We start from the raw sequence: 26,614 nt of genomic DNA, 5'->3' as shown, positions 1-26,614 counted from the left end.
TCGAAGACGACCGCGAGGCCCAAGGAGTGAGCATGGCCACGAAGATCCGCGACATCATGACCGGTTCCCCGACGTCGGTGTCCCCGGAGCTCGACCTCGTCACCGTGGCGCGCGCGATGCGCGATGAGGACATCGGCGCCGTCCTGGTGGCGGAGGGCGACGACCTGAAGGGCGTGATCACCGACCGCGACCTGGTGGTGCGGGGCCTGGCCGCGGGCGGCGACCCCACCCAGGCCAAGGTCGGCGGCATCGCCAGCAGCGTCACCGCCACGGTCGGCCCGGACGACACGCTCGACAAGGCGGCGCAGATCATGCGCGAGCGCTCGGTGCGTCGCCTGCCGGTGCTGGAGGACGGCCGTCCGGTGGGCATCGTGTCCATCGGCGACCTGGCGATCGAGAAAGACTCCGGCTCGGCGCTCGCCGACATCAGCGCCGCCCGCTCGAACGGCTGAGCGGCGGACCGCGGCCGGGCGCGCCCGCCCCCGGGCGCGCCCGCCGCGGCTCCGGCCCCGGCTCAGCGGGGGAGGGCGGTCATGAGGAGGTCGATCTCCTCCTCGGTGTTGTAGTAGTGGACGGACGCCCGCACCGCGCTCGGCAGCGCGCGCGGATCGTAGCCCTGTGCGCGCGGGCTCGTGGTGTTGACGTTCACGCCGCGTTCCCGCGCGGCCTTCTTGACGGCGGCGGGATCGTGGCCGTCCACGGTGAAGGTGACGATCCCCGACGGCCGCTTCCCCCTGTCCAGGACCGACGCCCCCGGATGCGCCGCGAGCCTCTCCCGCAGCAGCCCGGCGAGGCCCGTCACACGCTCCTGGATCGCCTCGATGCCCATCTCGGCCGTGTAGCGTGCGGCGACGCCCAGGGCGATCTGACCGGCGACGTACCGCTCCCACGTCTCGAACCGGCGGGCGTCCCCGCGGATCTCGTAGGCGTCCGGCGCCTTCCACGTCGCGGAGTGCAGGTCGAGGAACGGCGGCTCCAGCGTCCGGAGGATCCCGCGCCGCACGAACAGGAAACCCGTCCCGCGCGGGCCCCGCAGATACTTGCGCCCGGTCGCCGACAGGATGTCGCATCCGATCTCCCCGACGTCCACGGGGAGCTGCCCGACCGACTGGCAGGCGTCCAGCAGATAGAGGACGCCGTGCTCGCGGCAGAGCCGCCCCACCGCCGCGGCGGGGTTGATTAGCCCGTTGTGCGTGGGAATGTGGTTCAGCGAGACGAGCCGCACGTCGCCCTTCGCCAGCTCGGCGTCCAGCGCGTCCAGCGACAGGGTGCCGTCCGCGTCGTCCGGGACGACGTCCACGCGGACGCCCCTGTGCTCCGCCACCTGCCGGTAGGCGATGGCGTTGCTGGAGTACTCGCTCGTCGTCGTGAGGATGCGGTCGCCCCGCGCGAACGGGATGGCGTAGAACGCCATGTCCCAGGCACGTGTGGCGTTCTCCACGTAGGCGATCTCGTCCGGGTTCGCCCCGATCAGGTCCGACACCGCGCCGTAGAAGTCCTCGGTCGCCGCCGCGTTCCGGTCGGCCGCCTCGTACCCGCCGATGGCCGCCTCCAGCTCAAGGTGCTCCGTCAGCGCCCTGATCACCGGTAGCGGGGGCAGCGCCGCCCCGGCGTTGTTGAGGTGTGCCACCTTCGCGCAGCCCGGGGTGTCCATACGCGCCTTGCCGATGTCCACGTGCAGCCCTTCGTCGGAGATCGTCACAGCGCATTGTCGTACCCATGGGAGACGCTTGACACCGGCCGGCGACTTGACCTCAACGTTCCTTGAGGTTCCAGGATGCCTCTACGGGTTCCTCTGAGAGCGGAGTGGTGAGCGATGGACATGGAAGTGACCGCGTGGATGTCCCTGCACCACGCGATGAACGCGAAGAACGACCGCAGGCCCTTCTCCAAGGCGACCTTGCGGAGGATCGCCCGCTTCGCCCGTCCGCACAGGCGGCTGCTGTACGCGTTCCTCGCGCTGAGCGTGGTGATGGCGGTCCTGGCGGTGGCGACGCCCGTGCTGGCCGGACGGGTCGTCGACGCGATCGTCGACCACTCCGCGAGCTCCACCGTCGTCAGGCTCGCCGTGCTGATCGCCCTCCTCGCCCTCGCCGAGGGCGGTCTCGGGCTGGTCAACCGGTGGCTGTCGGCCCGCATCGGCGAGGGCCTGATCCTCGACCTGCGCACCGCCGTCTTCGACCACGTCCAGCGGATGCCGGTCGCCTTCTTCACCCGCACCCGCACCGGCGCCCTGGTCAGCCGCCTGAACAACGACGTGATCGGCGCGCAGCGCGCCTTCAGCGACACCCTGTCCGGGGTCGTCAGCAACCTGGTGATGCTGGTGCTCACCTTCGGGGTGATGGTCGGCATCTCCTGGCAGATCACCGTGCTCGCCCTCCTGCTGCTGCCGGTCTTCGTCCTCCCGGCCCGCCGCATGGGCACCCGGCTGGCCCGCCTCGAACGCGAGGCCGCCGCGCACGACGCCGCGATGAGCACCCAGATGACCGAGCGGTTCTCCGCCCCCGGCGCCACCCTGGTCAAGCTGTTCGGACGGCCGTCCCGCGAGTCCGCCGAGTTCGCCGCCCGCGCCCGCCGCGTCCGCGACATCGGCGTCCGCACCGCGATGGTGCAGCACGTCTTCATCACCGCGCTGACCATGGTGTCGGCGCTCGCCCTGGCCCTCGTCTACGGCCTCGGCGGCTGGTTCTCGCTGCGCGGCTCACTCGACGCGGGCGCGGTCGTCGCGCTCGCCCTCCTGCTGACCCGCCTCTACGCGCCGCTGACCGCGCTGGCCAGCGCCCGCGTCGAGGTGATGAGCGCCCTCGTCAGCTTCGAGCGGGTCTTCGAGGTGCTCGACCTCGAACCCCTCGTCGCCGAGAAGCCCGGCGCCGGCACCGTCCCCGACGGCCCCGTCGCCGTCGAGTTCGACGACGTCCGCTTCGCCTACCCGTCCGCCGACAAGGTCTCCCTCGCCTCCCTCGAAGAGGTCGCCACCCTCGACACCCGCGGCGGCGTCGACGTCCTGCACGGCGTGTCGTTCCGCGCCGAGCCCGGCCAGATGGTCGCGCTCGTCGGCTCCTCCGGCGCGGGCAAGTCGACGATCGCCCAGCTCCTGCCGCGCCTCTACGACGCCGACTCCGGCGCCGTCCGCCTCGGCGGCGTCGACGTCCGCGACCTGACCTTCGAGTCGATCCGCGACACCCTCGGCATGGTCACGCAGGACGGCCACCTGTTCCACGAGTCGATCCGCGACAACCTGCTGCTGGCCCGCCCCGAGGCCGGGGAGGACGAGCTCTGGGACGTGCTGCGCCGCGCCCGCCTCGACACCCTCGTCACCGGCCTGCCGGACGGGCTCGACACCATCGTCGGCGAGCGCGGCTACCGCCTGTCCGGCGGCGAGCGCCAGCGCCTCACCATCGCCCGGCTCCTGCTCGCCCGCCAGCGCGTCGTGATCCTCGACGAGGCCACCGCCCACCTGGACTCCACGTCCGAGGCCGCCGTGCAGGAGGCCCTGGCGGAGGCCCTCGACGGCCGCACCGCCGTCGTCATCGCCCACCGTCTCAGCACCGTCCGCGCCGCCGACCTCATCCTCGTCGTCGAGGCGGGCCGCATCATCGAGCGCGGCACCCACACCGATCTCCTCGCCGCCGGTGGCCGCTACGCCGACCTCTACCGCACCCAGTTCAACGACGAGACGCCCCTGGAGACGGTCGCCTGAACCGGCCGTGGCGGCGCACGCGGCGGACCTGTCACACGCGGGTCCGCCGTCCGCCGTCCGCCGTCCGCCGTCCGCCGTCCGCGTGCCGGGAGGCGGGACGGGTTGACAGAATAAACGGTATTTCCTATCGTTTTGATTCGAATCCCTTCCGGAGCCCCCGGGTGGCCATGGGCGTTCGCGTGAGCGGTCCTCCGGGGGGTGCGGAGCCGTCCGCCGGCCGTCGCTCGCCGCCGGAGTATGCGTTTTCCGTTTCCACGACGCGCCCATAATCGAAGGCGCGCACTTTCATGAGAACCCGCCTCGGGATCGTGATTTCGCGGGCGAAGTGTTCGGCCCTAGTTCGAGGCGGCTTTGGTCCACCGGTGTGCGGTCGATGGTCCAGGGAAATAGGTCTTCCCATGGCATTGACGTGGTCGGGGCTGGTTTATACCGTCGTGAATATGACTCCGGGCGACTTTCTCGTCGCTCGCCTGCACGTCGACTTCAAACGGCAGGCGAGCGCGCTCTGTCCATCTGAAACGCCCTAGCCGGCGGGCCGGCGCCGTCTCTTCGGCGGGTACCGGCCATTGGCGTTCTCACGGCTCGGCCAGGACTTCATGCGAGTTCTCGCGTGCCGCAAACCCAGATTTGGAAACCCCTTCGAGTCCGGCTCGCCGAAGTGCTGTGGACTTGATTCACCGCGTTGGCGGGTGTTCTCCGTCATGCTGCTTCTGTTTCCTCTGCTTCTGCCATTTTTCGTGCGTCCGTCAGGTTTTGTATTTCCGTCCGAGACAGCGCGCCGCTGTCAGCGAGAGGAGCTGGGAGACCCATGACCGAGGAACACAGAGAGCGCGGGGACGAGAGGGCCGGATTCAGCCGGCGGCGGTTCCTCGCCGGTTCGGCCGCGGCGGCCGCGGCGGTGGCCGCGTCCTCGACGGTTCCCGGGCTGGCCGGGACGGCGTCCGCGGCCACCCGTCCGAACGTCCTGCTGATCGTCACCGACGACAACCCCAAGCACACGAACTGGGCGATCCAGAAGACCATCGCCTGGCTCGGCGGCCAGGGCGTGACCTACACGAACGGCCACGTCACCACGCCGCTGTGCGCCCCCTCGCGGTCGTCGATCTTCACCGGCCGCTACGCGCACAACCACGGCGTCCGCAACAACGGGGCCTCCCACAGCCTCGACCAGAGCACGACCGTCCAGCGGTACCTCAAGCAGGCGGGGTACCGCACCGGCCTGTTCGGGAAGTACCTCAACTCCTGGACGCTGTCGGACGACCCGCCCCACTTCGAGGAGTGGGCGCTGCTCCAGCCCGGCTACGTGGACGCCCAGTGGAACGTCAACGGCACCGTCCAGACCATCAACGGGTACACCACCAACATCATCAAGAACCGGACGCTGGCCTTCCTCAACAAGGCCACGACCGACACGCGCCCGTGGTTCGCTTATGTCACGCCGTACGCCTCGCACGAGCCGAACACGCCCGCCGCCCAGTACGCCGACACGGTCGTGCCGACCTGGAACGGCCGTCCCTCCGTCCCGGAGGCCGACCGGAGCGACAAGCCGGCCTACGTGCAGAACGCGACCGCCACCCTGGCCGACGGCAAGGCGGTGCGGCAGCGTCAGCTGCGGACGCTGCTGTCGGTCGACGACGCCGTGCAGGCGTTCAAGGACAAGCTGGCGGCCCTCGGCCAGCTGGAGAACACCCTGGTCATCTACATCGGCGACAACGGGTTCCAGTGGGCCGACCACGGCCTCCTCGGCAAGGGGACGCCTTACTCCCCGGCCCACGAGGTGCCGTTCTACCTGTCCTGGCCCGCCGGGGGCCTGGGCTCGGGCACCACCGACAACCGCATCGTCGCCAACATCGACATCGCGCCGACGATCCTCGCCGCCGCCGGGATCACCCCCGGGACGTCGCAGGACGGCAAGTCCCTGCTGTCCGGCTTCAACCGTGACCACCTGCTCGTCGAGTGGTGGAAGCAGGGCACGGGCGGCGTCAAGGACAGCTGGGCGTCCTACGTCGCCAAGAACAAGCAGTACGTCGAGTACTACGCCCTGCACACCGACGCGGCGGGCACGGTCTCCGGGTCCGGGCAGGTCACGTTCCGCGAGTACTACGACCTCGTCAACGACCAGTACCAGCTCACCAACAGGCTCTACCAGGCCACCCCCGCCGACGAGCAGAACCTGGGCATCCCCGCGCTGGCGGCCCAGCTCGCCGCGGACCGCCAGAGCTAGCGCGACGGCACCCGGCCGGGACCGCGGCACCGTCCGCGCGCGCGTGGGCGGACGGTGCCCCGGTCCTGCGGCGGACGGTGCCGTGGTCCTTTCAGGAGAACCCATGGACAAGCCCTGCTGCACCCCCCGCCGCGAGCCGGTGGGCCTACCCGTGACCACGATCGCCCAGGCCGCCTCGCCCCGTCACAAGAACATGGCCCGGCTCCCCGGCGGGCCGTTCCTCATGGGCACCGAGGACGAGGAGGGCTACCGCGCCGACGGAGAGGGCCCGGTCCGCGCGATCAGGCTGCGTCCTTTCAGGATCGAGACGACGACGGTGACGAACGCCCAGTTCGCCGCCTTCGTCAAAGCGACCGGTCACGTCACGGAGGCCGAGCGGTTCGGCTTCTCCTTCGTCTTCGAAGGCTTTCTCAGTGAGGACAACGCGCGCGTTTCGCAGGTCGTGCACGCGGCGCCCTGGTGGCGCGCGGTGTCCGGCGCCTTCTGGAAACAGCCCGAGGGGCCCGGCTCGTCCATCACCTCCCGGCAGAATCATCCGGTCGTGCACGTCTCGTGGAACGACGCTCAGGCGTACTGCGGCTGGTCGGGCACCCGGCTTCCCACCGAGGCGGAATGGGAGTACGCCGCGCGGGGCGGGCTGGAACAGCGCCGGTACCCCTGGGGGGACGAGCTGACGCCGGGCGGACGGCACCTGTGCAACGTCTGGCAGGGCGACTTCCCGGAATTCAACACCGGCGAGGACGGCCATCTGGGCACCGCGCCCGTGAAGTCGTATCGTCCGAACGGCTACGGCCTCTACAACGTCGTCGGCAACGTCTGGGAATGGTGCGCCGACTGGTTCAGCGCCGGTTTCCACCGCACCGGCCCTCGCGAGGACCCCACGGGACCGCCGGACGGCACCGCCCGCGTCATGCGCGGCGGTTCCCACATGTGCCACGCGTCGTACTGCAATCGCTATCGGGTGGCGGCCCGATCGTCCAACACCCCGGACAGCTCCGCGGGCAACATCGGATTCCGCGTCGCCGGATGACCGTCTGACGTACCGGGGCGGAGTCGCCGATCACCATGTCCGACACCCCCACCGGCGCGACGAAAGTTCTCGCGGCGGACGCAGCATCACGTCCCCCCGCGCGTCTCTGAAGTGTGGGACCCGAATCCGCGCCCGCCGGGCGCACCGTGAAGGGCGTCGCGCCCCTGCCGCCGCCGACGCTGACCGACCTGTACCGCGCCCACGCCGCGGGGCTGATGCGGCTGGCGACGCTGATGGTCGGCGACCCGGCGACGGCCGAGGACGTGGTGCAGGACGCCTTCCTCGGCCTGCACCACAGGTGGGCGCGGCTGCGCGATCCGGCGGCCGCGCTGACCTACGCGCGCTCGGCGGTGCTCAACCGCTGCCGCTCGGTGCTGCGCCGCCGCGCCGTCGCCGCGCGGTTCGGGCACGCCTACGAGCCGCCGGCGTGGTCGGCGGAGTCGGCGGCGCTGATCGGCGAGGAACGCCGGGAGCTGCTCGCCGCCGTGGCCGCCTTACCGCGCAGGCAGAGGGAGGTGCTGGCGCTGCGGTACTTCTGCGAGCTGCCCGAGCACGAGATCGCACGCATCCTGGGGATCTCCCGCGGGACGGTGTCGTCCACCGCCTCCCGCGCGATGTCCGCGCTGGCCCGGACGCTGGGGGAGGAAGAATGAAGCCCGAACCGCCGCTGGAGGAACGGCTCAGGGACGCCTACCGGGCCGCCGCGGACGCCTATGGCCCGGAGACCGTCCCGCCGCTACGCGCACAGGCCGGTTCCGGGGGGCCGTCTCCCCGCAGGCGCCTGGCCCCGCTCGCCGCGGTCGCCTGCGTCATCATGCTGGTGGTCGCCGCGGTCGCCCTGGACCGGGCCCATGACCGTACGGCCCGTCCGGTCGAGACCCCGTCCCCCGCCCTGACCACGCCGGGGACCCGACGGCCGCTCCCGGCGCGCCCGGACGGGCCCCGCTTCATGGCCGTCGCGTCCGGCGACACCGCTGGGCTCGTGATCCGCGACACCGCCGGCGGCCGCGTCACCGCGCGCCTCGTCCCGCCCCGCGGCGACACCTTCGACGACGTCGCGGTGGCCGGCGACGACCGCACGTTCATCGTCACCACCCGCGCCGCCGAACCGGGCGCGGGCCCGGCACGGATCTCGGTCCACCGGGTCGCGCTCGCGGACGACGGCACGGTCGCGACGTTCACCCCGCTGCCCCGCCTCGCGTACACGACCGAGCTCTCCGACCCGGACATGGCCGTGAGCCCGGACGGTACCAAGATCGCTTTCGTCGCCTACCGGGCACACCCGGACAAGGCGCGGTCCACCCTGGAGGCCGGCCGGATGAACATCGGCCGGATCGAGGTCGTCACCATCGCGACCGGCGGGCGCCGCACCTGGACCGTCCCTGACATGAGCAGGATCGGCGACCTGTCCTGGGCGGGTTCCACGCTCGCCTTCACCTTCACCCGCCTGGCCTCGCCCCCTCGCGGGCTCGGCGTTGTCGCGGCCGGGCCGACACAGATCCGCACACTGGACGCGAACGGATCCGGCGGCGACCTGCTGGCCGGAACGGTCCTGCTCAGCCGCCCCGAGACCCAACGCGGCGACGTGGCCTGGCTGCTGCCCGACGGGCGGTCACTGGTCACCAACGCGGGCCACCCGTCCGTCCTGCGCCTGTACTCGGTGCGGACCGGCCGCCCGATCAGGGACCTGGCCACGGCACCCGGACGCGAGGAACCCGCCGAATGGGCGGGCCTGACCGCCGATGCGACCGGGCGGCACCTCCTGGCCGTCCCCTCGATCGGCGATCTCGTCCACCTCGACCTCGCCACCCGCAGGACGGCGCCGCTCCCGTCCGGCGCGCACGACCAGCCCGTCCCGCTGTCGGCGTGGTGAGCGCTCAGCCGGCCACCAGCACGAGCTTCCCGCGCACGCGGCCCTCCTCGCCGACCCGGTGCGCCTCGGCGACCTCGGCGAGGGGGAAGGTCCGCGCGACCGGCAGCGAGAAGCGCCCCGACCCGATCAGCCCGCCGATCTCGCCGAGCACGTGGACCGCGCGTCCGGAATCGCCGCTGCTGAACCTCACTCCATGCTCCCGGGCCCCGCCGAAGTCGGCGAGCGTGACGACGTTCCCGGCGCCGCCGGCGAGCCCGATGAGCTCGGGAAGCACCCCGCTCCCCGCGACGTCCAGCGCGAGGTCGACACCGCCGGGGGCGAGCGCGCGAACCCGCTCGGCGAGACCGTCCCCGTACTCGACGGGCACGGCCCCCAGCGTGCGAAGGTACGCGTGGTTCGCCGGGCTCGCGGTGCCGATCACACGGGCGCCGCGCGCCACCGCGAGCTGGACCGCCGCGCTGCCGACGCTCCCCGAAGCACCGTTGACGAGCAACGTGCCGCCCCCGACGCCGAGCTGGTCGAGCGCCCGCGCGGCCGTCTCGATCGCCGCGGGCAGCGCCGCCGCTTCGGCGAAGCCCAGCGCCCCCGGGATCGGAGCGAAGTAGGACAACACCGCCAGCTCGGCCTGGGCCGCCCCCTCGACGGAGAACCCGAACACGCGATCGCCGACGGCCACATCATCGACACCCTCGCCGACCTCGTCGACGACGCCCGCCGCCTCATACCCCAGCGTCTGCGGGAGCCCCTCGTCCATCAGGCCCTGGCGCTTCTTCCAGTCGCTCGGATTGACCCCGGCCGCCCGCACCGCGATCCGGACCTCTCCGGGGCCCGGACGCGGGTCGGGCAGATCCACGATCTCCAGGACCTCCGGCCCTCCGAACCGGCTGAAACGAACCGCCTTCATGACGGACTCCGATCTCGACTCAGGGCGCCGGTGAACGCACCTCGTCGATGATCTCAAGCCCACCGCCCTCGCGGCGCGTCCGATCGAGCTCATCGGCCAGGACGGCCAGAGACGCCGGACACAAATGCAGGTTCAGCAGGCACGCCCACATCCACAGCCTGGTCACGGAACCCTGCACAATTCATCGGCGACGCCCATACGAGCCTTTCGATCGCGGACCTGTGCGGCCACCCGCACACCATCCGGAGAACGCGCCGGGACGGGGGTCATGGCCCCACCCGCATGACCTCGGCGATGTGCTCGGCGGCCCGGTTCACGTCCGCGATGGGCCCGATGTCGTCGCCCATCGCCCAGCGGAACGTCCCGCGCTCACAGTTGACGAGCAGTTCCCGCTCGCCCTCCCCCTCGACGACCAGATTCGTGGCAAAGGTATGCACACGGACACCCCGTTCGCTCAGCCTGGCGGCCAGCCCTCGCAGGGCCAGCCGATGGTCGCAGGACTCCGCCTCCTCCAGAAGCTCACGCAGCAGCGCCGCGTTGTCACTGTGGAGGCCGATGACCCCGCCATGTGCCGGAACGAGCTCACGCCCCGCATCCCAGTCGACGCCGATCTCGTCCCGTTTCACCTCGATATGCCAGCCAGGAAACTCCTCCGCCAGTGCACGCCGGGTCTCGTCGTCCCCGCTCACCGGCCGCCCCCCTCACCCTCGACCCGGGCCAAGTCCTCACAGACCACCGTCGCCCGCGTAACCCACCACCGCCCCGTGCCGCTCGCGCGGATGATCGTCCACCCCCGGAACTCTTCCCGCAGCGCGGCCTTCCACGCCTCCCCGCCACCGCTTACACCTCCTGCGCCTCATCACCCACACCCCCACCCTCCCGATTACCCCCAGCAGCTCGACGGCCACACAACCGCCCAAATCGCCCTATCCCCGAAATGCCAACGCCGTCGCTAACGAAATTGGCGACGCGGGCGAACTCCAAGACGGCGGCCGGTGGATCACCAACGACGGCCGCCGCCAGGCATCACTGGGCGGCGTCGGAGGCGCTAGGAGTTGATGAGGCCGTGCTGTAGCCAGACGGGCACCCGCCGTAACGTGAAGACGGCCCTGAACCGAGAGATCATCGACGCCACCCGGAAACCGACCGAGCTCTTGGGCAGACGGCGATTGCTGTGAGGGTTCCCTCCGGGCAAACTATCGTGTTAATGTAACCCTACGTGCGTAGTACTATCACTACATGCCAGGCAAGCACACACGGGCGGCCATCAAGGAGCTTGAGGACGCCGGATGGCAGGTCACCTACACCAGCGGGCGGGCCCACGCCTATGCCAGAGCGTCCTGTCCCGGTGGCCCCGGCTGCTGTGCTCCTCCATTTTCTATCAACGGAACTCCTGAGGTCGACGAACACGAGGCACGAAAGATTCGAAGAAGGATGCGACGGCACGACGCCAAAGTGACCGCACGGCAGATGGAGGAGGGCTGATGAGCACCTACTGGTTCGAGCTCGAGACCGGTCCGGTCGACGACCTTGAAGAGGCCGCGGAGCGGCTGTATTCGCAGTGCGGTGACGGTCAGCTCTCTGGCGACGAGCATGGGGGCACCGTCCTGTTCTCACGGGAAGCGCGTAACGCGATCGAGGCGATCCTGTCGGCCATCGACGACACCGAGCGCAGCGGATTGCCCGTGATCGGTGCGATGGAGGATCTGGTCACCGTTGACGACATCGCCGAGAAGACCGGCAGGTCCGCCCCAGCGGTTGGGCACTGGACGACCGGTGAGCGCGGGCCTGGTGCCTTCCCCGCTCCGACCCTTCACCGGGGCAGCCGCGTCAAGCTGTACTCCTGGGCACAGGTGTCCCGCTGGCTTGCCGATGCCGGGCTGGGGAGGATCGACTCGGTTGCCGCAGAGGTCGCTGCGGCCGCCGCCGATGTGGACGCCCTTCTGCGTGCCCGGCAGGTCCTGCGAGGCGCTCCCTCAGGCAGACGCGAAGTCCTGGCGAAGCTGGTAGCAGCCTGACCCGTCACCCCAACGGGCCGGATCCGATGTCCTTGGCGGACGTGCCTCTTCCGAACCGTCCGCTGCACTCGGTCCCTGGGCGTCGAGCCGCAGCGTGGTGGATCGGTTCTCGCAGCTTAGACGTTGATTCGGTTTTTCTTGGTGTCCAGCCAGACGTACTGGTCCTGCGGTGACACGGTCAGGCCCCAGCGGTCCGCGGTGGGACGATCGAGCTCGTCCCACCACCGGTAGGCGTCCTCGACCTCCTGCCACAGGTTCCGCTCGCCACTTTGCCGGACCGGGTACTTTTCCGCGCCTGGCTCATGGTCCAGGCTCGCCCACGATCCCGACCACGGATCGACCAGCCACACCGTGTACGCCCCGTCTTCGGCATGGGTGACGATCAGTTTGCAGCGCGGCACTTTCAGGCCGATGGCAAGGGACGCGTCGTATTCGCCCAACACGGGATAGGGGTGCAGATCGGTGAAGGTGCGGCGGGCCTGCGCCACCCCGTGCACATTCCGCTCCAGCGATGCACGTTTGCCGCGCTGGTCCCGCAGCCGCATGAACGCCACGTTCCCTACGATCCGCCCTCGCATAGTGGCGTCCTGATCCACCGTGAACGCCACCAGCGCACCGTTGTGGAAGTCGGTCGCCCACGGCACCAGCACCCGACCACCCGGCCGGGTCTGGGCCGCCCACGCGGGTGGCACCCGATCGGCGGCGACGGTGGCGATCAGCCGATCGAACGGCGCGGACGACGGGTGGCCCGCAGCGCCGTCCCCAACTGCGACCGTCACATGGTGGCCCGCCTCCCGCAACGCGCGGCGGGCCTGATCGGCTACAACCGGATCCACCTCAACCGAGGTCACGTTCCCCGGACCGAGTCGTTCGGCCAGCAAGGCGGCGTTCCATCCCGTGCCCGTGCCGATCTCCAGCACGCTCATCCCCGGTTCGGCCTCCAGCGCCGCCAGCATCAGGGCGACGACATCGGGACGGCTGGCCGAGCTGGTGATCTCCCGTCCGGTCTGGCCCGGCCCGGCGGGAACGCCGTCATCGACTTGCGTGATCACCGCCTCGTTGGAGTAGCACAGCTCCAACCATGCTTGTTCGCCGTCGGCGCGGTGAACCGGTGTCAGCCGGTCCTCCTTTTCGACCCAAACCGTGTCGGGGATGAATCGATGGCGCGGCACCGCCTCGAACGCCGCCCGCCAGTCCGGGTGCAGCGCGCCGGAGTCCGCGAGGTCGCCGACCAGCCTGGCGGACAGGTCTCCAGGCTCGGTCACCTACTTGCCGCCCTTCTCATGCTTGCCACCACCCTTGGGGTCGTTCTTCTCCACAGGAGGAATCGGCCTGTCCCACTTGCCGTCCCTGTCCTTCTTGTCCTCGTGCGTGCCCACGGATACCCCCCGGCGACTGTGTGTGACATCGGCACCCGAGTGCGGTTGGTTCTCACGAACCGTCTGCTGCCCCAGGCAAGATATGAGGTTCGGGACCGCCCTCGCGGCCGCCCACCAACCACGTGTCAGGACCGACACGTTCCGAGATCTCTCGCATCACCTCAGCCCAGACCGCTGGCCACCTCGTCCCCGGCTCTGACCACAAGACCCTGTTCACGTTCACTTCGGTCAGGTTCGCGTCGGTCAGGTTGGCGTTGATCAGATTGGCGCCGGAAAGGTCGGCGGCGGTCAGGTCCGCGCCGGCCAGGCGCGTGCCGGGGAGGCGTGCACGAGTCAGGTCTGCGTGTATCAGGTTCACGCCGGTCAGGTCCGCTTTGCCCAGGCCCGCGGCGAACAGGTTCGCGCCGTTCAGGCATGCGTTGTTCAGCGGCTGGCCGGGGGGCGCCACGGTGCCCAGGCGCGCGTTGGTCAGGTCGGCGCGAGCCAGCTCGGCGCCGGTCAGGTCCGCGCCCGTCAAGTCCGCGTGGATCAGGTGCGCGCTGGTCAGCTCCGTGCCCGTCAGGTTCGCCTCGATCAGCTGTGCGCCGGTGAGTTTCGCACCTGCCAGGTTCGCGTAGGCCAGATGCGCTCGGGTCAGGCGCGCGTCGGTCAGGTCCGCGCCGGTCAGGCGTGCTCCGGTGAGGCGCGCTTCGGACAAGTCCGCGCGTGCCAGGTCCGTGTATGCCAGGTCCGCATGGGGGTGGACGTGGCCCGGGTGGATGCCGGACGCGATCTCATCCACCGGACGTCGCCTGCCGTTCTGCGTATGCCTGCATGGCCCGACCGTAGAGGCGCGCCTTTGCCGCTTGCGCGGTAACCGCTGGGACGTGAAGGCCGGTCCCGGCCGCGCGGCCGGGACGTCACCCGGACGATCCTGGAGATGCGGCCGAGGATGCCGTCCCGCAGCAGGCTCGACTTGGCCGACTTCAGTGGCGTCTATCCGTGATCTGGCGGACACTATTTGTCACGGCGATGTATTCCTCGGCGAGGACAAGACCGAGGGCGATGCTCACCGTCCGGACAAGCCGGTTCCGCCGCCGGAGAAGGATGAGAAGGGCAAGGAAAAGGGCAAATGATCTCGGAGGCGGCCGCGAGGATCGAGGCGCTTGTCGGCGATCTGCGGGCGCAGGGGCGGTTGGGAGATCCGCGGATCGTTGCGGCGTTACATGCCGTTCCCCGGCACTGGTTCGCGCCCGAACGCGGGTGGTGTGCACCTGATGGGCCGGGTCCGCGCCGCGCCATCGACCGTGCCGCCGACGAGTCGGGCTGGTGGGACGCCGTCTACAGCGATGCCTCCATCGTCACTCAGGCCGCCGACGGTGCCGCGGATCCCGCCGCCGGTTCCGCCGAGGCGACGTCCTCCTTGTCGGCTCCCGGCGCGGTGGTGGCGTTCCTGGAACTGCTCGACGTCCGCCCCGGCGAGCGTGTCCTGGAGATAGGGACGGGCACCGGCTGGACGGCCGCTCTGCTGACGGCGCTCGGGGCCGACGTCACCACGATGGAGATCGACCCGGCGATCGTGTCCGACGCCCGGCGGAGACTGGCGGCTGCCGGGGCGGACGCCCTCGTCATCACCGGTGACGGCGCGGAAGGCGTACCGGGGGGCGGAGCGTTCGACGGCGTGCACGTCACTTGTGCGGTCACGCAGTTCCCCTATGCCTGGGTCGAGCAGACGCGCCCCGGCGGCAGGATCGCCGCACCCTGGCAGCCCGAGTTCGGCGAGGGCCACAAGGTTCTGCTGTCCGTCACCGCGGACGGTCGGGCTATCGGCCCCCTCTGCGGCGCCGCGCACTACATGATGCTCCGCTCCCAGCGAGGCGGCTTCCAGGTGCCCGAGGACACGGCGGGCGCGGCCGAGACGGGGACCCGCCTCGACCCCCGGCAGGTGACCGATGACGGTTCCGACGCCGCCATCGCCGGGATGCTCCCGGACGTCATGGCCGTGCCGCGTCGCGAAGCCGAGCGGTTCGAGTTGCTGTTGGCCGACACCGGCGGCACCTCCTGGGCCCGTGTGCAGCGGACCGACGGAGCCGAGCACCGTGTCCTCCAGGCAGGACCCCGCCGCCTTTGGGACGAGGTCGCCGACGCCTATCTTCGCTGGGTGGGGTGGGGACGGCCAGAGCGTTCCCGCTTCGGCATGACCGTGGGCCCCGACGGTCATCAGGTGATCTGGCGGGACGATCCCTCGCACATCATCACACCGGCAACGGAGCGGAGCACCTAGGGGCGAGTTCCTTGGTCGGTCATCCAGCCGGCCGAGGCCGGGTCAGCGTTGGAGCCACTCGTCGAGGAGTGCGGCTTCGGCTTTGCTGAGGGTCGGCAGTTCGGGGAGGAGGCTCCGGAATGCCGCGACCACGGCCGCCGGGTCCTTGGTGGGGACGGCGGGCTCGTCCGTGAGGATGGCGCGGGCGACCGCGTCGAAGGCGGCGTCGGACAGGTGTGGGTCGGACCGGCCCGGGGGCAGCGTCAGCAAGGTGTGGACGGTCCCGATCCCCGCCGAGTGGATGAGGTTGACGGCGCGTTCCTCGCTCACCCGGAGCCGTCCGGCGGCGGCGATCCTGCGCACACGCTCGGCGAGGATCAGCACGCCCTTGGCCTGTGCCGGGGTCGTGCGGGCGCGGGCCGGGCCGAGCAGCAGGCCGAAGACGTGGGGGTTGGCCAGGCCGAAGCCGATCTGGGTGTTCCATCCGGCGCGGAGGTCTTCCACAGGATCGTCCGTCGGCGCGGTGGTCTGCTTACGCTCCACATGCTCGGTGAAGACGTGCTCCGCCACGGCGTCCAGCAGGTCGTCCTTGTCCTGGAAGAAGCGGTAGATGGCGGGAGGCTGGAGCCCGGCCTCCTGGGCGACGCGGCGCGTGGTCACCGCGGCCGGCCCGTGGTCGCGCAGCAGGTCGGCCGCGGCCTTCATGATGCGGTCCCGGGTGATGTCCCGCCGCTGGGCGTTCGATGTCACGAGAACGATGGTATCGGCTGCATGCGACATGCGATGTTATCGGTGATACCGCTGGACTTGTGGCTTTGACCTGCGGTGATGGATGTGGCTGTGCGATGGTGCTGAGAATCCGTGGGTCCGATGGAAGTATCAGTGATATCGTTCCTTGTGTTCCGCTGGAAACATCGTCGGAGGGAGCCATCGATGCTGATCGTCACGGGGGCCACCGGACGTCTCGGGTCGCTGATCGTCGACCGCCTGCTGGAGTGGGTGCCCGCCGACAGGATCGCCGTCAGCGTGCGCGACCTGGGCAAGGCCGCCGGGCTCGCCGAGCGCGGCGTCCGGGTCCGGGCGGGGGACTTCACCGAACCCGGCACCTTGAAGCACGCCTTCGAGGACGCCGAGCGCGTCCTGGTCGTCTCCGCGGGCATTCGCGGCGGCGGGGCGCTGACCGCCAACATCGCCGCGATCGACGCGGCACGGGAAGCGGGCGCCCAGCGCATCCTGTACACCAGCCACCAGGCCGCGTCGCCCCTCTCGCTCTTCCCGCCGCAGAAGGTCCACGCGGCCACCGAGGAGCACCTCGAACGGCAGGGAATTCCCTACACCGCCCTTCGCAACGGGTTCTACGCCTCCACCTTGGGCTACTACATCGGCGCGGCCCCGGAGACCGGCACGCTCGCCGTGCCGGAGGACGGCCCGGTGTCGTGGACGGCCCACGAGGACCTGGCGGAGGCCGCGGCCTTGGCGCTGGCAGAGGACGGTGCGCTCGACGGGATCACGCCGCCGCTGACGGCGCCCCGGACACTCGACTTCGCCGACGTCGCCGAGATCCTCGGCCGCCTCACCGGCAGGACCATCACCCGGGTCGTCATGGACGACGAGGAGTGGATATCCGCGGCGGTCGCCGGTGGGATGCCGCGCCCGGCCGCGGAGTTCTCCCTGACGATGTTCGCGGCATCGCGCAAGGGCGAGTTCGATGTCACCGACTCCAAGCTCGAAGCCACTATCGGCCGCCCCGCGAAGACCGTCGAAGAGGTCGTTGAGGCCATGCTGCGCTCCCCGTGAACTGGCCGGACGCGGGGGGAGTGATGCCTCCGCCGATATCGTCCGTCCCGAAGATCGTGATTTGACGCCGAATGGCACACGACTTGCCGAGCGGCTTTGTGGCCAGCGGGAATGCCGGTTTCCCGGATGGTGGCAATGGATATCGAGGAATTCAAGATATGCTGCTTCATCGGTGTGGTCTGCGCGATGCGGCAGCGAGGGGCGATCATGAGTGATCCCGCATATCTGATTCTCAGGTTCGCCTTCCGGACGGCCTGGAGCGGCGCCCGATGGCTGATCCAGAGACCGGACGCCCAGCAGGTGCTCAAGGCGGCGGCCGCGCAGAAGGCGACCCACGCGGTCGACGCCGGTGTCGAGGAGCTCCGCGAGCGCGGCGTCAACGTGCCTCCCGCCGTCGAGGTGGTCGCGGAAACCGTGGCGGGAGTGGCCGGGGGATACGCCGCCGGGCGTGCGCTCGGCGCCGCCGCACTCCAGGGCACCGCACCTCAGGGCGCCGCACCGCAGAGCGAGGCCGTTCCGCCGGATCAGGCGGGACGGCCTGCGGCGGCCGACTCCGCCAAGGGATTGCTGCCCATCCACCACTATCAAGGTGCGGGCACTGCCGGTGGAGCGCAGACGAGGCCCGTGGAATCGCGTCCGGACGTCGGCGGGATCTCCATGAGGCCCGTCGAGGGACGGGTCCTCCCGGAGGTCGGCGGCGTGGCCATGAGGCCGGTCGCGGATGCCCCGGAGATCGCCCGCGGCGTCTTCCAGGAGAAGCCGCCCCCCATTCCCATGCCCGACCCTCCGCCCCCGCCTGATCCCTCTCGTCATTGATCAGAAGTTCCGCGGCGTCGCTGGACCGTCCGTGATCGCCTTCGTGAAAAGCGAAGGGATAGTGCCGTCCGGCGATAATCGAGGCGGCGGACTGCGATTTCGCATGTCGGGTGGGTGACCTGTCGGTGGTCCTGATGGCGGCGCGGGGGTTTAGCCGGGCGGCGGGGTGGCAGGGTGAGGGTGTGCCGCGCTTCCGACATCGGGGGGAATCGGCTTATGCGCGCCGTGACCTATGACTCCTATACCGCCGACGACTCGCGTCTCGTGGTCGGCGAGGTTCCCGAGCCCAAGGCCGGGCCGGGCTGCGTGCTGGTCGAGGTGCGGGCCGCCGGGGTCAATCCGGTGGACTGGAAGGCCATGGCCGGCGGGCTGGACGCCCTGATGGACGCGGTGTTCCCCGTCATCCCCGGCTGGGACGTCGCGGGCGTCGTGCGCGGGCGGGGGCCGGACGCGCCGGAGTTCGCGCCGGGCGACGAGGTCATGGCGTACGCGCGCAAGGACGTCCTGAAGGACGGGACGTTCGCGCAGTACGTGGCCGTCCCGGCGGCGCATGTCGCGCTCAAGCCCGTCGCGCTCGGCTGGGCGGAGGCGGGCGGGCTTCCGCTCGCGGGGATGACGGCGCAGCGGTGCCTGGACCGGCTGGACGTCGGCCGGGACGACGTGCTGCTGGTGCACGCGGCGTCCGGTGGTGTGGGCGGCCTCGCGGTGCAGATCGCCCGGAGCCGGGGTGCGCGCGTCATCGGGACGGCGTCCGAGGTCAACCACGACCACCTGCGGGATCTCGGCGCCGAGCCGGTCGTCTACGGGGACGGGCTGGCCGCGCGGGTCCGGGAGCTGGCGCCGGACGGTGTGTCCGCCGTCGCGGACTTCGCCGGCGGGCAGCTGGAGACGACGCTCGCGGTGCTGCGGGCGGGCGGACGTCACGTGTCGGTGGCCGACCCCGAGGTGGAGGAGCACGGCGGGCACTGGATCTGGGTCCGGCCGGACGGCGCGAAGCTCGCCCTTCTCGCCGACCTGGCGGAACGGGGCGCGCTCAAGGTCGACGTGGCGGCGACGTTCCCCTTGGACGAGGTCGGCGCCGCGTTCGAGGCCAGCCGCGGCGGCCACACGCGCGGCAAGCTCGTCATCACCCCTTAGCGGAGACGATCCGGTCGGCCTCTTTCAGCAGGACGGTCAGCTCGGCGGCCTCGGTGTCGCGGAGGCGCGCGAAGGCCGGGGCCATCAGCTCGTCGGTGAGGCGTTCCGCGGCGGCGCGGCGGCGGCGCGTGTCGTCGGTGATCTCGGGATAGGGGCGGGGCCAGCCGAACCATTCGGCGTTCGGCTCGCCGTGGGGGAGGAACGGCGAGGTGCCGCTCAGGACGGCCTCCAGGGGCGTCAGGCCGCTGGCCAGGACGGCGACGACGTGCAGGCCGCCGCGGAGTTCGCGGATGACGTGGGCGAGGTGCAGCACCCGGGCCCGGTCGTCCTCGGGGACGCCCATCGCCCGCCAGCCCGCGAAGAGCGGCGCGCCGGTGACGTCGGCGCCGTCGGCGACGATCTGGAGCAGGTCGGCGAGCCGCGCGGGCTCGGTGAAGGCGGCGAGCTTGCGGCGGCCGAAGTCGTGGGCCGCGGCGGCGTACCGGGCGGCGGCGTCCGCGGCGGGGAGGCCGGCGCCCGCGTCCCACGCCCGCCGCGCGGTGCCGGCGGGGAAGAAGCCCGCCGCGGCGGCGACGACGTCGGCGTCGACGTCGCCCAGGACGCCGAACCGGCCGCGGAAGTAGGGGGCCCAGCCCTGCAGGCCCGTCCCGTCCGAGAACGCCTTCGCCTCCCGGGAGAGCATGAACGATCCCCCCAGCCGTGCGATCGGCACCGCCGTCTCCGTCGCGATCTCCCGCATCGTCCCCTCCTCGTTTTAGAACAGCATTCTATGTTCCGGCGAGGCGGGCGGCGAGGATCGTCGCGCCCTTGACGGCGGCCCGGTCGTCCAGCTCCGACGGGACGAGGCGCGGCGCGGGACGGAAGGTGAGGCGCGCGGCCAGGCGGGTGGACAGCGGGTCCAGGAGGGCGGGCCCGGCCTGGGCGAGGCCGCCGCCGACGACGATCAGGCCGGGGTCGAGGAACAGGGTGGCGGCGGCGAGGCCGTCGGCCAGGCAGTCCAGTGCCTCGTTCCAGACCACGGCGGCGCGGGGGGCGCCCGCGGCGGCGAGGGCGATGACCTCCTCGGCGGGGACGTCCGCGCCGTGCCGGCGGGTGATCGACGCGGCGGACGCGTAGGTCTCCAGGCAGCCCCGGTTCCCGCAGGCGCAGGGCTCGCCGCCCGGGCGGACGACGATGTGACCGGCCTCGCCGCTCCAGCCGGACGTCCCCGGATAGGGCGCGCCGTTCAGGATGAGGGCCGCGGCGATGCCGGTGCCGATGGCGACGAAGAGGAAGTCGCCCGCGCCGCGGCCCGCGCCGAGCTCGGCCTCGGCCAGGCCGCCGGTGCGGACGTCGTGGCCGATCGCGACGGGGATGCCGAGCCGTTCGGCGGCCAGGCGCCGCATCGGGACGTCCCGCCAGCCGAGGTTGGCGGAGTGGACGGCGGTGCCGGCGGGCTCGTCCACGATGCCGGGCAGGACGATGCCGGCCGCGGCGGCGGGGGAGCCGGTGAGCTCCTCCGCGCGCGCGGCGAGCCGGGCGGCGAACCCGAGGATGCCGCCGACCGGGTCCCCGCGGTCGGTCGGGCATGTCTCGGTCGCCAGGATCCCGTCCCCGGTGGTGAGTTCCGCCTTCATCGACGTGCCGCCCACGTCCAGGCCGATCAGCGTCACTTGACCGAGCCCGCCGTCAGGCCGCCGATCAGGTAGCGCTCGATGAACACGAACAGGATGACGACGGGCACGATCGCGATCAGGGACGCGGCGAACAGGTACTGCCAGTGCGCCTGGTACTGGGTGACGAAGGACGGGATGGCGACGGTCAGCGGGCGGCGGTCGGGGGACGCGGTGACCGTGAGGGCCACGATGTACTCGTTCCACGCCGCGATGAACGTGTAGACGATCGCGGTGACCACGCCCGGCATGGAGATCGGCAGGGTGACGCGGGTGAGCGCGCCGATGCGCCCGGCGCCGTCCAGGAACGCGGCCTCCTCCAGCTCCTTGGGGATGCTGGAGAAGTAGCCGTGCAGGATCCAGACGCAGAACGGCAGGTTGAACGCGGCGTTCACCAGGATGAGGGAGATGAGGGTGTCGGTCAGGTCGAGCGCGACCATCTCCCGGTAGATGCCGATGACCAGGGCGGTCGGCGCGAACATCTGGGTGACGAGGACGAGCAGGAGGAACGCGCCGCGGCCGCGGAAGCGGTTGCGGGCGGTGTAGTACGCGGCGGGCATCGCGCAGGCGAGCGTGACGACGGTCGCAGCCGCGGCGACGACGAGGGAGACCCGCAGGTACGTCCACACGGGCGCCGCCGACCACACGTCCACGAAGTTCGACCAGGCCCAGTGATCGGGCAGGTAGGAACCGGGGGACTTGGTCAGCTCCTTCTCGGGCTTGAGCGCGGTCAGCGCCATCTGCGCGTACGGCAGGAGGAAGGCGACCGCGACGAGCCAGCCCGTCGCCGTCAGCAGGACGGTACGGATCCTGGCCGGGCGGCGGGTCCCGCCGGCGGCGCTCAACGGACCTCCTCCCGCCAGCGCGCGGCCTTCAGGTACAGCAGCACCATGACGAGGATGAGGACGAAGTTGACCACGGCCATCGCGGCGGACTCGCCGACGTTCTGGTCGTAGAACGCGAGCTTGTACATGAAGGTGGTGGTGGTGTCGGTGGCGTGCCCGGGGCCGCCCCCGGTCATCGCCCAGATGATCGGGAAGCTGTTGAAGACGTTGATCACGTTGATGATGGAGGCGATGAGCAGCGCGGGGCGCAGCAGCGGCAGCGTGATGCCGAGGTACATGCGCAGCGGCCCGGCGCCGTCGACGCGGGCGGCCTCGTACAGCTCGCCGGGGATCGTCTGGAGCCCGGCGAGGATCACGAACGACGCGAACGGCAGCGACACGAACACCGCGACCCACATCATCCACAGCATCGCCTGCCAGGGATGGGCCAGCCAGTTCACCGGCTCGTCGATCAGGTGCAGGTCGAGCAGCACCCGGTTGACCAGGCCGGAGTAGTTGTCCAGCATCCACTTCCAGATCAGCGACGTCATCAGCACGGACGCGGCCCACGGGACGATCACGGTCCAGCGGACGACGCGCCGTCCCGGGAACCGGGCGTTCAGCAGCTGCCCGATCGCGAGGGACAGCACCATCGTGGTGACGACGACCCCCGCGACCCAGCCGAGCGTCCGCAGCACGACGGGGACGAGGTCGTCCTCGTCGAACAGGTCGGTGTAGTTGGCGGTGCCGTTGCCGCCGAGCGTGACCCCCGACGAGCTGATCTTCAGCAGGGACGTGCGGGCCATCTCGAAGACGGGCCACAGCACGACGACGGTGATCAGGGCGAGGGACGGGCCGAGCCACAGCAGCGGGGTCAGCGCCCGCCCGGCCCGCCGGAGCGCGGAGGGGCGGGGCGCCCGCGCCGCGGCGCCGGCGTCCCGCTCCCTAAGCTTCACGTCCTGCACTCAGCCGCTCTTCTCGGCCGTCTTCTGGATGTCGTCCAGGACCTTCTTCGGGTCCTTGCCCGCCACCGAGGTGCCGAGGTCCTGCTTGACCGCGCCCGCGACCGCCGACCACGCCGGGTTGCTGGTCGGGGCGAACTTGGAGGTGGGCAGTGCGTCCACGAACTGCTTCATGTACGGGTCGGAGCTGAGCGCGTCACCGGCCGACCTCGTCACCGGGAGGAAGCCCTCCTTGCTGAGGAACCGGGAGGTGTTCTCCTTCTGGTAGAAGAAGTCGAGGAACTTCTTGATGGCCTCCTTGTTCTTGCCGTCGCTCTTCTTGAACGCGGCGAGGACGTCCATGACGCCGAGCGTGTTGTGCTCCGAGCCGCTCTTGCTCGGCAGCGGCGCGACGCCGAAGTCCAGGCCCTTGTTGACGGGGTCGATGAACCCGGCCTTGGTGAACGGGCCGCCGATCGCCATGCCGACCTTGCCCTGCGCGAACTGGTTGAACACCGTCTTGCGGTCGGTGGTCTCGGGGTTCGGCTGGGTGAGCTTGGCCTGGGTGAGCCCCTTGAGGAACGTCAGGGTGTCGACGTTGGCGGGCTGGTTGATGGCCCACTTGCCGGAGGCGTCGACCCAGCCGCCGCCGTTGTTCATCGCCCAGGAGTAGAACTCCGCCTGTGACTCTTCGGGGCCGAGCGGCAGCCCGTATCCGGTGGCGCCGGCCTTCTTGACCTTTTCGGCGTCCGTCCTGACCTCGGCCCAGGTCTTCGGCGCCTCGGCGATACCGGCCTTTTTGAACAGGGTCTTGTTGTAGAAGAGGAGACGGGCGCTGGAGATGAAGGGGAGGCCGTACTGCTCGCCGTTGTACTTGGCCTGCTCGACGAATGTCGGCGTGAAGTCGCCCAGCGTGGACGGTGAGACGACCTCGGACGCCTTGTAGATCAGGCCGTCCCGCGCGAAGTCGGAGAAGGCGTTGTAGTTGAGGACGTCGGGCGCCTGTTTCGTCTGGATGTAGGTCTTCACCTTGGCGTCCATCTGGGTCCAGTCGACCATCTCCAGCTGCACCTTGTAGCCGGAGTTCTTGGCCTCGAAGTCCTTGATGAGCGCGTCCCAGTAGGGCTTGGTGTTGTCGTCGTAGATCGCCGCGACGAACTTGATGCTCTTGCCGTCGGAGCCGCCGTCGTCCGACGAACTGCCCTTCCCGCAACCGCTGACGCCGAGCGCCACGGTCAGGCCCGTGGCGATGGCGACCGTGAGGTGCCGTTTCATCTGTCCCGCCTTCTCCGGCTTGCATTTCCCGGACGCGCGGCGCGTCCGTTTCCGACTTGTGCGCATGGCTTCGCCGGCCCGCGGGCGGACCGGGGTTCTGCCCACCCCGGGCCGTCCGGCCGGCCGAGTTCTCCGGGTCCGGTTTCCGGGCGGTCTCGGGTCCGCCCGGGAGCTCCCCTCTCGCGCATGACGATTTGTGCGCGATGCGAATGCCGACTGAGCACAAACGCGCGTTGGCCCTGAAGATAAAAGCTGGTCCGTACCAGTTCAAGAGTTCTATTACGCAAGAGTCTTAACTGTGACCGGCCGCTGGAACTGCGGCGTTCTGGTCCGGTGTCCACGCTGGGGTGGTCTGGTCGGCATGTCAGGAGTGTCGAGATGTTCGCTCTGAGCGCATTCGTGCGCGGCGTCCGAGCACGCCCTCACGGCGGCGTGGGACGGTCTCGGCGCCCTCATCCGGCGCCGCCGGGTCCCGCCCCTGGCCTGGCGGCTGTTTTGCCCTTCTTTGTACGGGTAACCCGGGTGCCGTGCGCCAGCCGGGCGCACGGAGCGGGACGATCGCAGGCGAACAGAGCACCCGCGGACGGCGGGCGACGAGGTGAAGAAGGCATGAACGTGCGGAGGGGCGGGGCGGCGCGCCGGATACGGCGCGCCGCGGCGAGGCGCACCGCCGCGAAGGGCACGGTGGCGGGCGCCGTCGCGGGCGCGGCGGCCGGGGCGGGCGGCTACGCGGCCGCGCACGCCACCCGGCGGGCCGGGCGTCGGCTGACAGGGAGGATCATCGCCCGCGTCGAGCGGCGGCTGGAGCGGACGGTGCGCCGGCTGGCCGCCGAGGCCGAGCACGCCGGTCCCCTGGCGAAGGCGGCCCTGGCGGGCGCGCGTGCCCTCAGCGAGGGCAGGTCCCCGGCCCGCGCGCTGCTCAGCGCGGGATGGGCGGCGCTCAAGGAGACGCTCGCCCGCCTCTTCGGGCGCGGGCGCCCGGGCAAGCTCACCACCATCGTGGAGCAGATCGACATCGGGGCCCCGCGGCGGCTCGTCTACGACCAGTGGACGCGGTTCCAGGACTATCCGTCCTTCATGAAGAAGGTCGTCAGCGTCGACCAGGCGTCCGACGAGAAGCTGAACTGGAAGGCGAAGATCTTCCTGTCCAGCCGGACCTGGCAGTCGAGCATCGTCGAGCAGCTGCCCGACCGGCACATCGTGTGGCGGTCCAAGGCCCGCAAGGGGCGGGTGGACGGGACGGTCAGCTTCCACGAGCTCGCGCCGAACCTGACGCGCGTGCTGCTCGTCCTCGAATACCGCCCGCGCGGGCTGTTCGAGAAGACCGGAAACCTGTGGCGGGCCCAGGGGCGGCGGGTCCGGCTCGAACTCAAGCACTTCCGCCGTCACGTGATGACCCGCTCGCTGACGCGGCCCGAGGACGTCCGGGGCTGGCGCGGCGAGATCCGGGACGGCGAGGTCGTCACGTCCCCGTAAGGGGCGGCCCATCCGGAGAACCCCAGAGAAACCAGCGGAGGTAATGAACATGAAGCGCGGTAACCGGACGGGCGTGCTGCCCGTCGGCAAGATCGCGAAACGGCTGCCCGTAGGCCGCCGTAAGAGCCGCACGCCGGACCTCGGCCGGCTCACCAAGAACCTGCCCGCCGGGCGCACCGCGGGCACGGCGGGCGGCGTCCTGCTCGGCGCCGGCGCGGCCGTCGCGGCGGGCCGGGCGATCAGCCGCCGGGCCAACGGCGCGTCGCCGGAGGAGTCCGAGGACAAGGGCACGCCGTCCAAGAACTCCACGGCCAAGAACGCCGCCGCGAAGGCAGCGAACGGCTCCAAGGGCAAGGGCGGGCAGGACGGCAAGGACGACAAGGAGAAGAAGGGCCTGGTCGGCGGCCTGACCGACACGGTCGGCAAGGCGCTCAAGGGCGGCGGCGACGGCAAGGGCGGCAAGGGCGGCGGTGGCAAGAAGGTCAAGGTCACCAACATCGTCGAGCACACCGACATCGGGGCCCCGCGCCGCCTCGTCTACGACCAGTGGACGCAGTTCCAGGACTACCCGTCCTTCATGAAGAAGGTCGTCAGCGTCGACCAGCCCGAGGAGGGCAAGCTGAACTGGAAGGCGAAGATCTTCTGGTCCAGCCGGACGTGGGAGTCCACGATCATCGAGCAGGTCCCGGACGACCACATCGTCTGGCGCTCCAAGGGCTCCAAGGGCCACGTCGACGGCACGGTGAGCTTCCACGAGCTCGCGCCGAACCTGACCCGCGTCCTGCTCGTCCTCGAATACCACCCGCAGGGCCTGTTCGAGCGGACGGGCAACCTGTGGCGCGCCCAGGGCCGCCGCGTCCGGCTGGAGCTGAAGCACTTCGGCCGCCACGTCATGACGCAGTCGCTCACCCGCGCCGACGACATCGAGGGCTGGCGCGGCGAGATCCGTGACAGCGAGGTCGTCAAGACGCACGAGGAGGCGCTCGACGACGAGAAGCGCGCCGACAAGGAGAAGGAGAACAAGGAGAGCAAGGCGACGGGCAAGCAGCAGGAGGCCGCCCGGTAAGGCTCCCGTGTCCCCGGCGGGGGACACGGTGAGGACAGCCGTGGAATGACGGGCGGGCGTCGGGGATGCCGGGGGGAGGCAACCCCGGGCCAGGTGAACCCGCCCGTCATTCCACGGCACGTCATTCGAGGGCGTCATCCGGCGAAGGGCGTGCGTACGGGCGCATGACCCGTGACCGTGGTGTCCGTGCCGGGCGTCGCCTACGCGGACGCCAGGAGCGCAGCAGCCGGGGGCCGGCGGCTCTCCGGCGGTGGGGGAGC

26 protein-coding genes are annotated in these 26,614 nt (G+C 70.8%); 14 read left to right on the top strand and 12 right to left on the bottom strand.

Features of this window, described 5'->3' with window-relative positions; all coding sequences use genetic code 11:
- Positions 1–32 precede the first annotated feature (32 nt).
- Positions 33–452: a CBS domain-containing protein gene (locus tag AGRA3207_RS14050; protein ID WP_231335068.1), complete on the top strand. Its 420-nt coding sequence runs from the start codon at positions 33–35 to the stop codon at positions 450–452.
- A 62-nt stretch (positions 453–514) separates the two neighbouring features.
- On the opposite strand, the gene AGRA3207_RS14045 is transcribed toward AGRA3207_RS14050, so the two are convergent.
- Positions 515–1,702 carry an aminotransferase class V-fold PLP-dependent enzyme gene (locus AGRA3207_RS14045; RefSeq protein WP_338028276.1) on the bottom strand — a complete coding sequence of 396 codons (1,188 nt, stop codon included), beginning with the start codon at positions 1,700–1,702 and terminating at the stop codon, positions 515–517.
- Between the two features lie 114 nt (positions 1,703–1,816).
- Between AGRA3207_RS14045 and AGRA3207_RS14040 the strand changes: the two genes are divergently transcribed.
- The 5 genes from AGRA3207_RS14040 (at position 1,817) to AGRA3207_RS14020 (ending at position 8,827) form a co-directional block, all read left to right on the top strand.
- Positions 1,817–3,700, top strand: a complete 1,884-nt coding sequence (locus AGRA3207_RS14040) for an ABC transporter ATP-binding protein (RefSeq protein ID WP_231335067.1) — start codon at positions 1,817–1,819, stop codon at positions 3,698–3,700.
- An 808-nt stretch (positions 3,701–4,508) separates the two neighbouring features.
- The gene (locus tag AGRA3207_RS14035; protein WP_231335066.1) at positions 4,509–5,924 is read left to right on the top strand and encodes a sulfatase family protein; all 1,416 of its coding nucleotides are present in this window, start codon (positions 4,509–4,511) and stop codon (positions 5,922–5,924) included.
- Positions 5,925–6,027: 103 nt separating this feature from the next.
- Entirely contained in the window at positions 6,028–6,954 is a 927-nt protein-coding gene (locus tag AGRA3207_RS14030; RefSeq protein ID WP_338028275.1) for a formylglycine-generating enzyme family protein, read from the top strand.
- A 113-nt stretch (positions 6,955–7,067) separates the two neighbouring features.
- Positions 7,068–7,607, top strand: coding sequence for an RNA polymerase sigma factor (locus tag AGRA3207_RS14025; RefSeq protein ID WP_231335065.1), 540 nt, complete (start codon positions 7,068–7,070; stop codon positions 7,605–7,607).
- The gene (locus AGRA3207_RS14020) at positions 7,604–8,827 is read left to right on the top strand and encodes a hypothetical protein (protein WP_231335064.1); all 1,224 of its coding nucleotides are present in this window, start codon (positions 7,604–7,606) and stop codon (positions 8,825–8,827) included. The genes AGRA3207_RS14025 and AGRA3207_RS14020 overlap by 4 nt, the downstream gene beginning before the upstream one ends.
- A 4-nt stretch (positions 8,828–8,831) precedes the next feature.
- Here the strand turns inward: AGRA3207_RS14020 and AGRA3207_RS14015 are convergent, their stop codons facing one another.
- From AGRA3207_RS14015 to AGRA3207_RS14005, 3 genes are all read right to left on the bottom strand, one after another.
- Positions 8,832–9,731, bottom strand: a complete 900-nt coding sequence (locus AGRA3207_RS14015) for an NADP-dependent oxidoreductase (protein WP_231335063.1) — start codon at positions 9,729–9,731, stop codon at positions 8,832–8,834.
- Positions 9,732–9,750: 19 nt separating this feature from the next.
- Positions 9,751–9,897, bottom strand: coding sequence for a hypothetical protein (locus tag AGRA3207_RS14010; protein WP_231335062.1), 147 nt, complete (start codon positions 9,895–9,897; stop codon positions 9,751–9,753).
- A gap of 100 nt (positions 9,898–9,997) precedes the next feature.
- Positions 9,998–10,420, bottom strand: a complete 423-nt coding sequence (locus tag AGRA3207_RS14005; protein ID WP_231335061.1) for a hypothetical protein — start codon at positions 10,418–10,420, stop codon at positions 9,998–10,000.
- A 795-nt stretch (positions 10,421–11,215) separates the two neighbouring features.
- Here AGRA3207_RS14005 and AGRA3207_RS14000 point away from each other — a divergent pair.
- Positions 11,216–11,749, top strand: a complete 534-nt coding sequence (locus AGRA3207_RS14000; RefSeq protein WP_231335060.1) for a hypothetical protein — start codon at positions 11,216–11,218, stop codon at positions 11,747–11,749.
- 116 nt (positions 11,750–11,865) lie between these two features.
- Here AGRA3207_RS14000 and AGRA3207_RS13995 read toward each other — a convergent pair whose 3' ends face one another.
- Together AGRA3207_RS13995 and AGRA3207_RS13990 are read right to left on the bottom strand one after the other, a co-directional pair.
- On the bottom strand, positions 11,866–13,014 hold the full coding sequence (locus AGRA3207_RS13995) for a methyltransferase domain-containing protein (protein WP_231335059.1): 1,149 nt from the start codon (positions 13,012–13,014) through the stop codon (positions 11,866–11,868).
- Positions 13,015–13,180: 166 nt separating this feature from the next.
- Complete coding sequence (locus AGRA3207_RS13990; protein WP_231335058.1) at positions 13,181–13,909, bottom strand: pentapeptide repeat-containing protein; 729 nt, start codon at positions 13,907–13,909, stop codon at positions 13,181–13,183.
- Between the two features lie 187 nt (positions 13,910–14,096).
- Between AGRA3207_RS13990 and AGRA3207_RS13985 the strand changes: the two genes are divergently transcribed.
- Together AGRA3207_RS13985 and AGRA3207_RS13980 are read left to right on the top strand one after the other, a co-directional pair.
- Complete coding sequence (locus AGRA3207_RS13985) at positions 14,097–14,243, top strand: hypothetical protein (protein ID WP_231335057.1); 147 nt, start codon at positions 14,097–14,099, stop codon at positions 14,241–14,243.
- The gene (locus AGRA3207_RS13980) at positions 14,240–15,391 is read left to right on the top strand and encodes a methyltransferase domain-containing protein (RefSeq protein WP_231335056.1); all 1,152 of its coding nucleotides are present in this window, start codon (positions 14,240–14,242) and stop codon (positions 15,389–15,391) included. Before AGRA3207_RS13985 ends, AGRA3207_RS13980 begins: the two co-directional genes overlap by 4 nt.
- Before the next feature lie 42 nt (positions 15,392–15,433).
- Here AGRA3207_RS13980 and AGRA3207_RS13975 read toward each other — a convergent pair whose 3' ends face one another.
- Entirely contained in the window at positions 15,434–16,120 is a 687-nt protein-coding gene (locus AGRA3207_RS13975; RefSeq protein WP_231335055.1) for a TetR/AcrR family transcriptional regulator, read from the bottom strand.
- 183 nt (positions 16,121–16,303) lie between these two features.
- Here AGRA3207_RS13975 and AGRA3207_RS13970 point away from each other — a divergent pair, with 183 nt between their 5' ends.
- The 3 genes from AGRA3207_RS13970 (at position 16,304) to AGRA3207_RS13960 (ending at position 19,120) form a co-directional block, all read left to right on the top strand.
- Positions 16,304–17,167 carry an NmrA family NAD(P)-binding protein gene (locus AGRA3207_RS13970; protein ID WP_231335054.1) on the top strand — a complete coding sequence of 288 codons (864 nt, stop codon included), beginning with the start codon at positions 16,304–16,306 and terminating at the stop codon, positions 17,165–17,167.
- Between the two features lie 135 nt (positions 17,168–17,302).
- The gene (locus AGRA3207_RS13965) at positions 17,303–17,983 is read left to right on the top strand and encodes a hypothetical protein (protein WP_231335053.1); all 681 of its coding nucleotides are present in this window, start codon (positions 17,303–17,305) and stop codon (positions 17,981–17,983) included.
- 216 nt (positions 17,984–18,199) lie between these two features.
- On the top strand, positions 18,200–19,120 hold the full coding sequence (locus AGRA3207_RS13960; RefSeq protein ID WP_231335052.1) for an NADP-dependent oxidoreductase: 921 nt from the start codon (positions 18,200–18,202) through the stop codon (positions 19,118–19,120).
- Here the strand turns inward: AGRA3207_RS13960 and AGRA3207_RS13955 are convergent.
- Genes AGRA3207_RS13955 through AGRA3207_RS13935 form a run of 5 tightly spaced genes read right to left on the bottom strand, consistent with a single transcriptional unit; the run spans position 19,110 to position 23,812 of the window.
- A complete protein-coding gene (locus AGRA3207_RS13955) occupies positions 19,110–19,859 on the bottom strand; it encodes an SCO6745 family protein (RefSeq protein ID WP_231335051.1) in 750 nt (249 codons plus the stop codon). The two genes, AGRA3207_RS13960 and AGRA3207_RS13955, sit on opposite strands and share 11 nt — an antisense overlap.
- A gap of 28 nt (positions 19,860–19,887) precedes the next feature.
- The gene (locus tag AGRA3207_RS13950; protein ID WP_231335050.1) at positions 19,888–20,772 is read right to left on the bottom strand and encodes an ROK family protein; all 885 of its coding nucleotides are present in this window, start codon (positions 20,770–20,772) and stop codon (positions 19,888–19,890) included.
- On the bottom strand, positions 20,769–21,617 hold the full coding sequence (locus tag AGRA3207_RS13945) for a carbohydrate ABC transporter permease (RefSeq protein WP_231335049.1): 849 nt from the start codon (positions 21,615–21,617) through the stop codon (positions 20,769–20,771). The genes AGRA3207_RS13950 and AGRA3207_RS13945 overlap by 4 nt, the downstream gene beginning before the upstream one ends.
- Complete coding sequence (locus tag AGRA3207_RS13940; RefSeq protein ID WP_231335048.1) at positions 21,614–22,552, bottom strand: carbohydrate ABC transporter permease; 939 nt, start codon at positions 22,550–22,552, stop codon at positions 21,614–21,616. The genes AGRA3207_RS13945 and AGRA3207_RS13940 overlap by 4 nt, the downstream gene beginning before the upstream one ends.
- A gap of 9 nt (positions 22,553–22,561) precedes the next feature.
- Entirely contained in the window at positions 22,562–23,812 is a 1,251-nt protein-coding gene (locus AGRA3207_RS13935) for an extracellular solute-binding protein (protein WP_231335047.1), read from the bottom strand.
- Positions 23,813–24,421: 609 nt separating this feature from the next.
- Between AGRA3207_RS13935 and AGRA3207_RS13930 the strand changes: the two genes are divergently transcribed.
- Together AGRA3207_RS13930 and AGRA3207_RS13925 are read left to right on the top strand one after the other, a co-directional pair.
- Complete coding sequence (locus AGRA3207_RS13930; RefSeq protein ID WP_231335046.1) at positions 24,422–25,288, top strand: SRPBCC family protein; 867 nt, start codon at positions 24,422–24,424, stop codon at positions 25,286–25,288.
- A 49-nt stretch (positions 25,289–25,337) separates the two neighbouring features.
- The gene (locus AGRA3207_RS13925) at positions 25,338–26,354 is read left to right on the top strand and encodes an SRPBCC family protein (RefSeq protein WP_231335045.1); all 1,017 of its coding nucleotides are present in this window, start codon (positions 25,338–25,340) and stop codon (positions 26,352–26,354) included.
- Positions 26,355–26,614 lie beyond the last annotated feature (260 nt).

The sequence above is a fragment of the Actinomadura graeca genome, assembly GCF_019175365.1.
GTDB lineage: Bacteria > Actinomycetota > Actinomycetes > Streptosporangiales > Streptosporangiaceae > Spirillospora > Spirillospora graeca.
The sequence above is the reverse complement of the archived record's forward strand: the minus strand, read 5'-3'. Positions and strand labels throughout refer to the sequence as shown.

Excerpts from the sequence above, each read along its gene's own strand:
- AGRA3207_RS14050 (WP_231335068.1), top strand. The coding sequence starts at position 33 with ATGGCCACGAAGATCCGCGACATCATGACCGGTTCCCCGACGTCGGTG.
- AGRA3207_RS14040 (WP_231335067.1), top strand. The coding sequence starts at position 1,817 with ATGGACATGGAAGTGACCGCGTGGATGTCCCTGCACCACGCGATGAAC.
- AGRA3207_RS14035 (WP_231335066.1), top strand. The coding sequence starts at position 4,509 with ATGACCGAGGAACACAGAGAGCGCGGGGACGAGAGGGCCGGATTCAGC.
- AGRA3207_RS14030 (WP_338028275.1), top strand. The coding sequence starts at position 6,028 with ATGGACAAGCCCTGCTGCACCCCCCGCCGCGAGCCGGTGGGCCTACCC.
- AGRA3207_RS14020 (WP_231335064.1), top strand. The coding sequence starts at position 7,604 with ATGAAGCCCGAACCGCCGCTGGAGGAACGGCTCAGGGACGCCTACCGG.
- AGRA3207_RS14015 (WP_231335063.1), bottom strand. The coding sequence starts at position 9,731 with ATGAAGGCGGTTCGTTTCAGCCGGTTCGGAGGGCCGGAGGTCCTGGAG.
- AGRA3207_RS14000 (WP_231335060.1), top strand. The coding sequence starts at position 11,216 with ATGAGCACCTACTGGTTCGAGCTCGAGACCGGTCCGGTCGACGACCTT.
- AGRA3207_RS13980 (WP_231335056.1), top strand. The coding sequence starts at position 14,240 with ATGATCTCGGAGGCGGCCGCGAGGATCGAGGCGCTTGTCGGCGATCTG.
- AGRA3207_RS13970 (WP_231335054.1), top strand. The coding sequence starts at position 16,304 with ATGCTGATCGTCACGGGGGCCACCGGACGTCTCGGGTCGCTGATCGTC.
- AGRA3207_RS13965 (WP_231335053.1), top strand. The coding sequence starts at position 17,303 with ATGGATATCGAGGAATTCAAGATATGCTGCTTCATCGGTGTGGTCTGC.
- AGRA3207_RS13960 (WP_231335052.1), top strand. The coding sequence starts at position 18,200 with ATGCGCGCCGTGACCTATGACTCCTATACCGCCGACGACTCGCGTCTC.
- AGRA3207_RS13955 (WP_231335051.1), bottom strand. The coding sequence starts at position 19,859 with ATGCGGGAGATCGCGACGGAGACGGCGGTGCCGATCGCACGGCTGGGG.
- AGRA3207_RS13935 (WP_231335047.1), bottom strand. The coding sequence starts at position 23,812 with ATGAAACGGCACCTCACGGTCGCCATCGCCACGGGCCTGACCGTGGCG.
- AGRA3207_RS13930 (WP_231335046.1), top strand. The coding sequence starts at position 24,422 with ATGAACGTGCGGAGGGGCGGGGCGGCGCGCCGGATACGGCGCGCCGCG.
- AGRA3207_RS13925 (WP_231335045.1), top strand. The coding sequence starts at position 25,338 with ATGAAGCGCGGTAACCGGACGGGCGTGCTGCCCGTCGGCAAGATCGCG.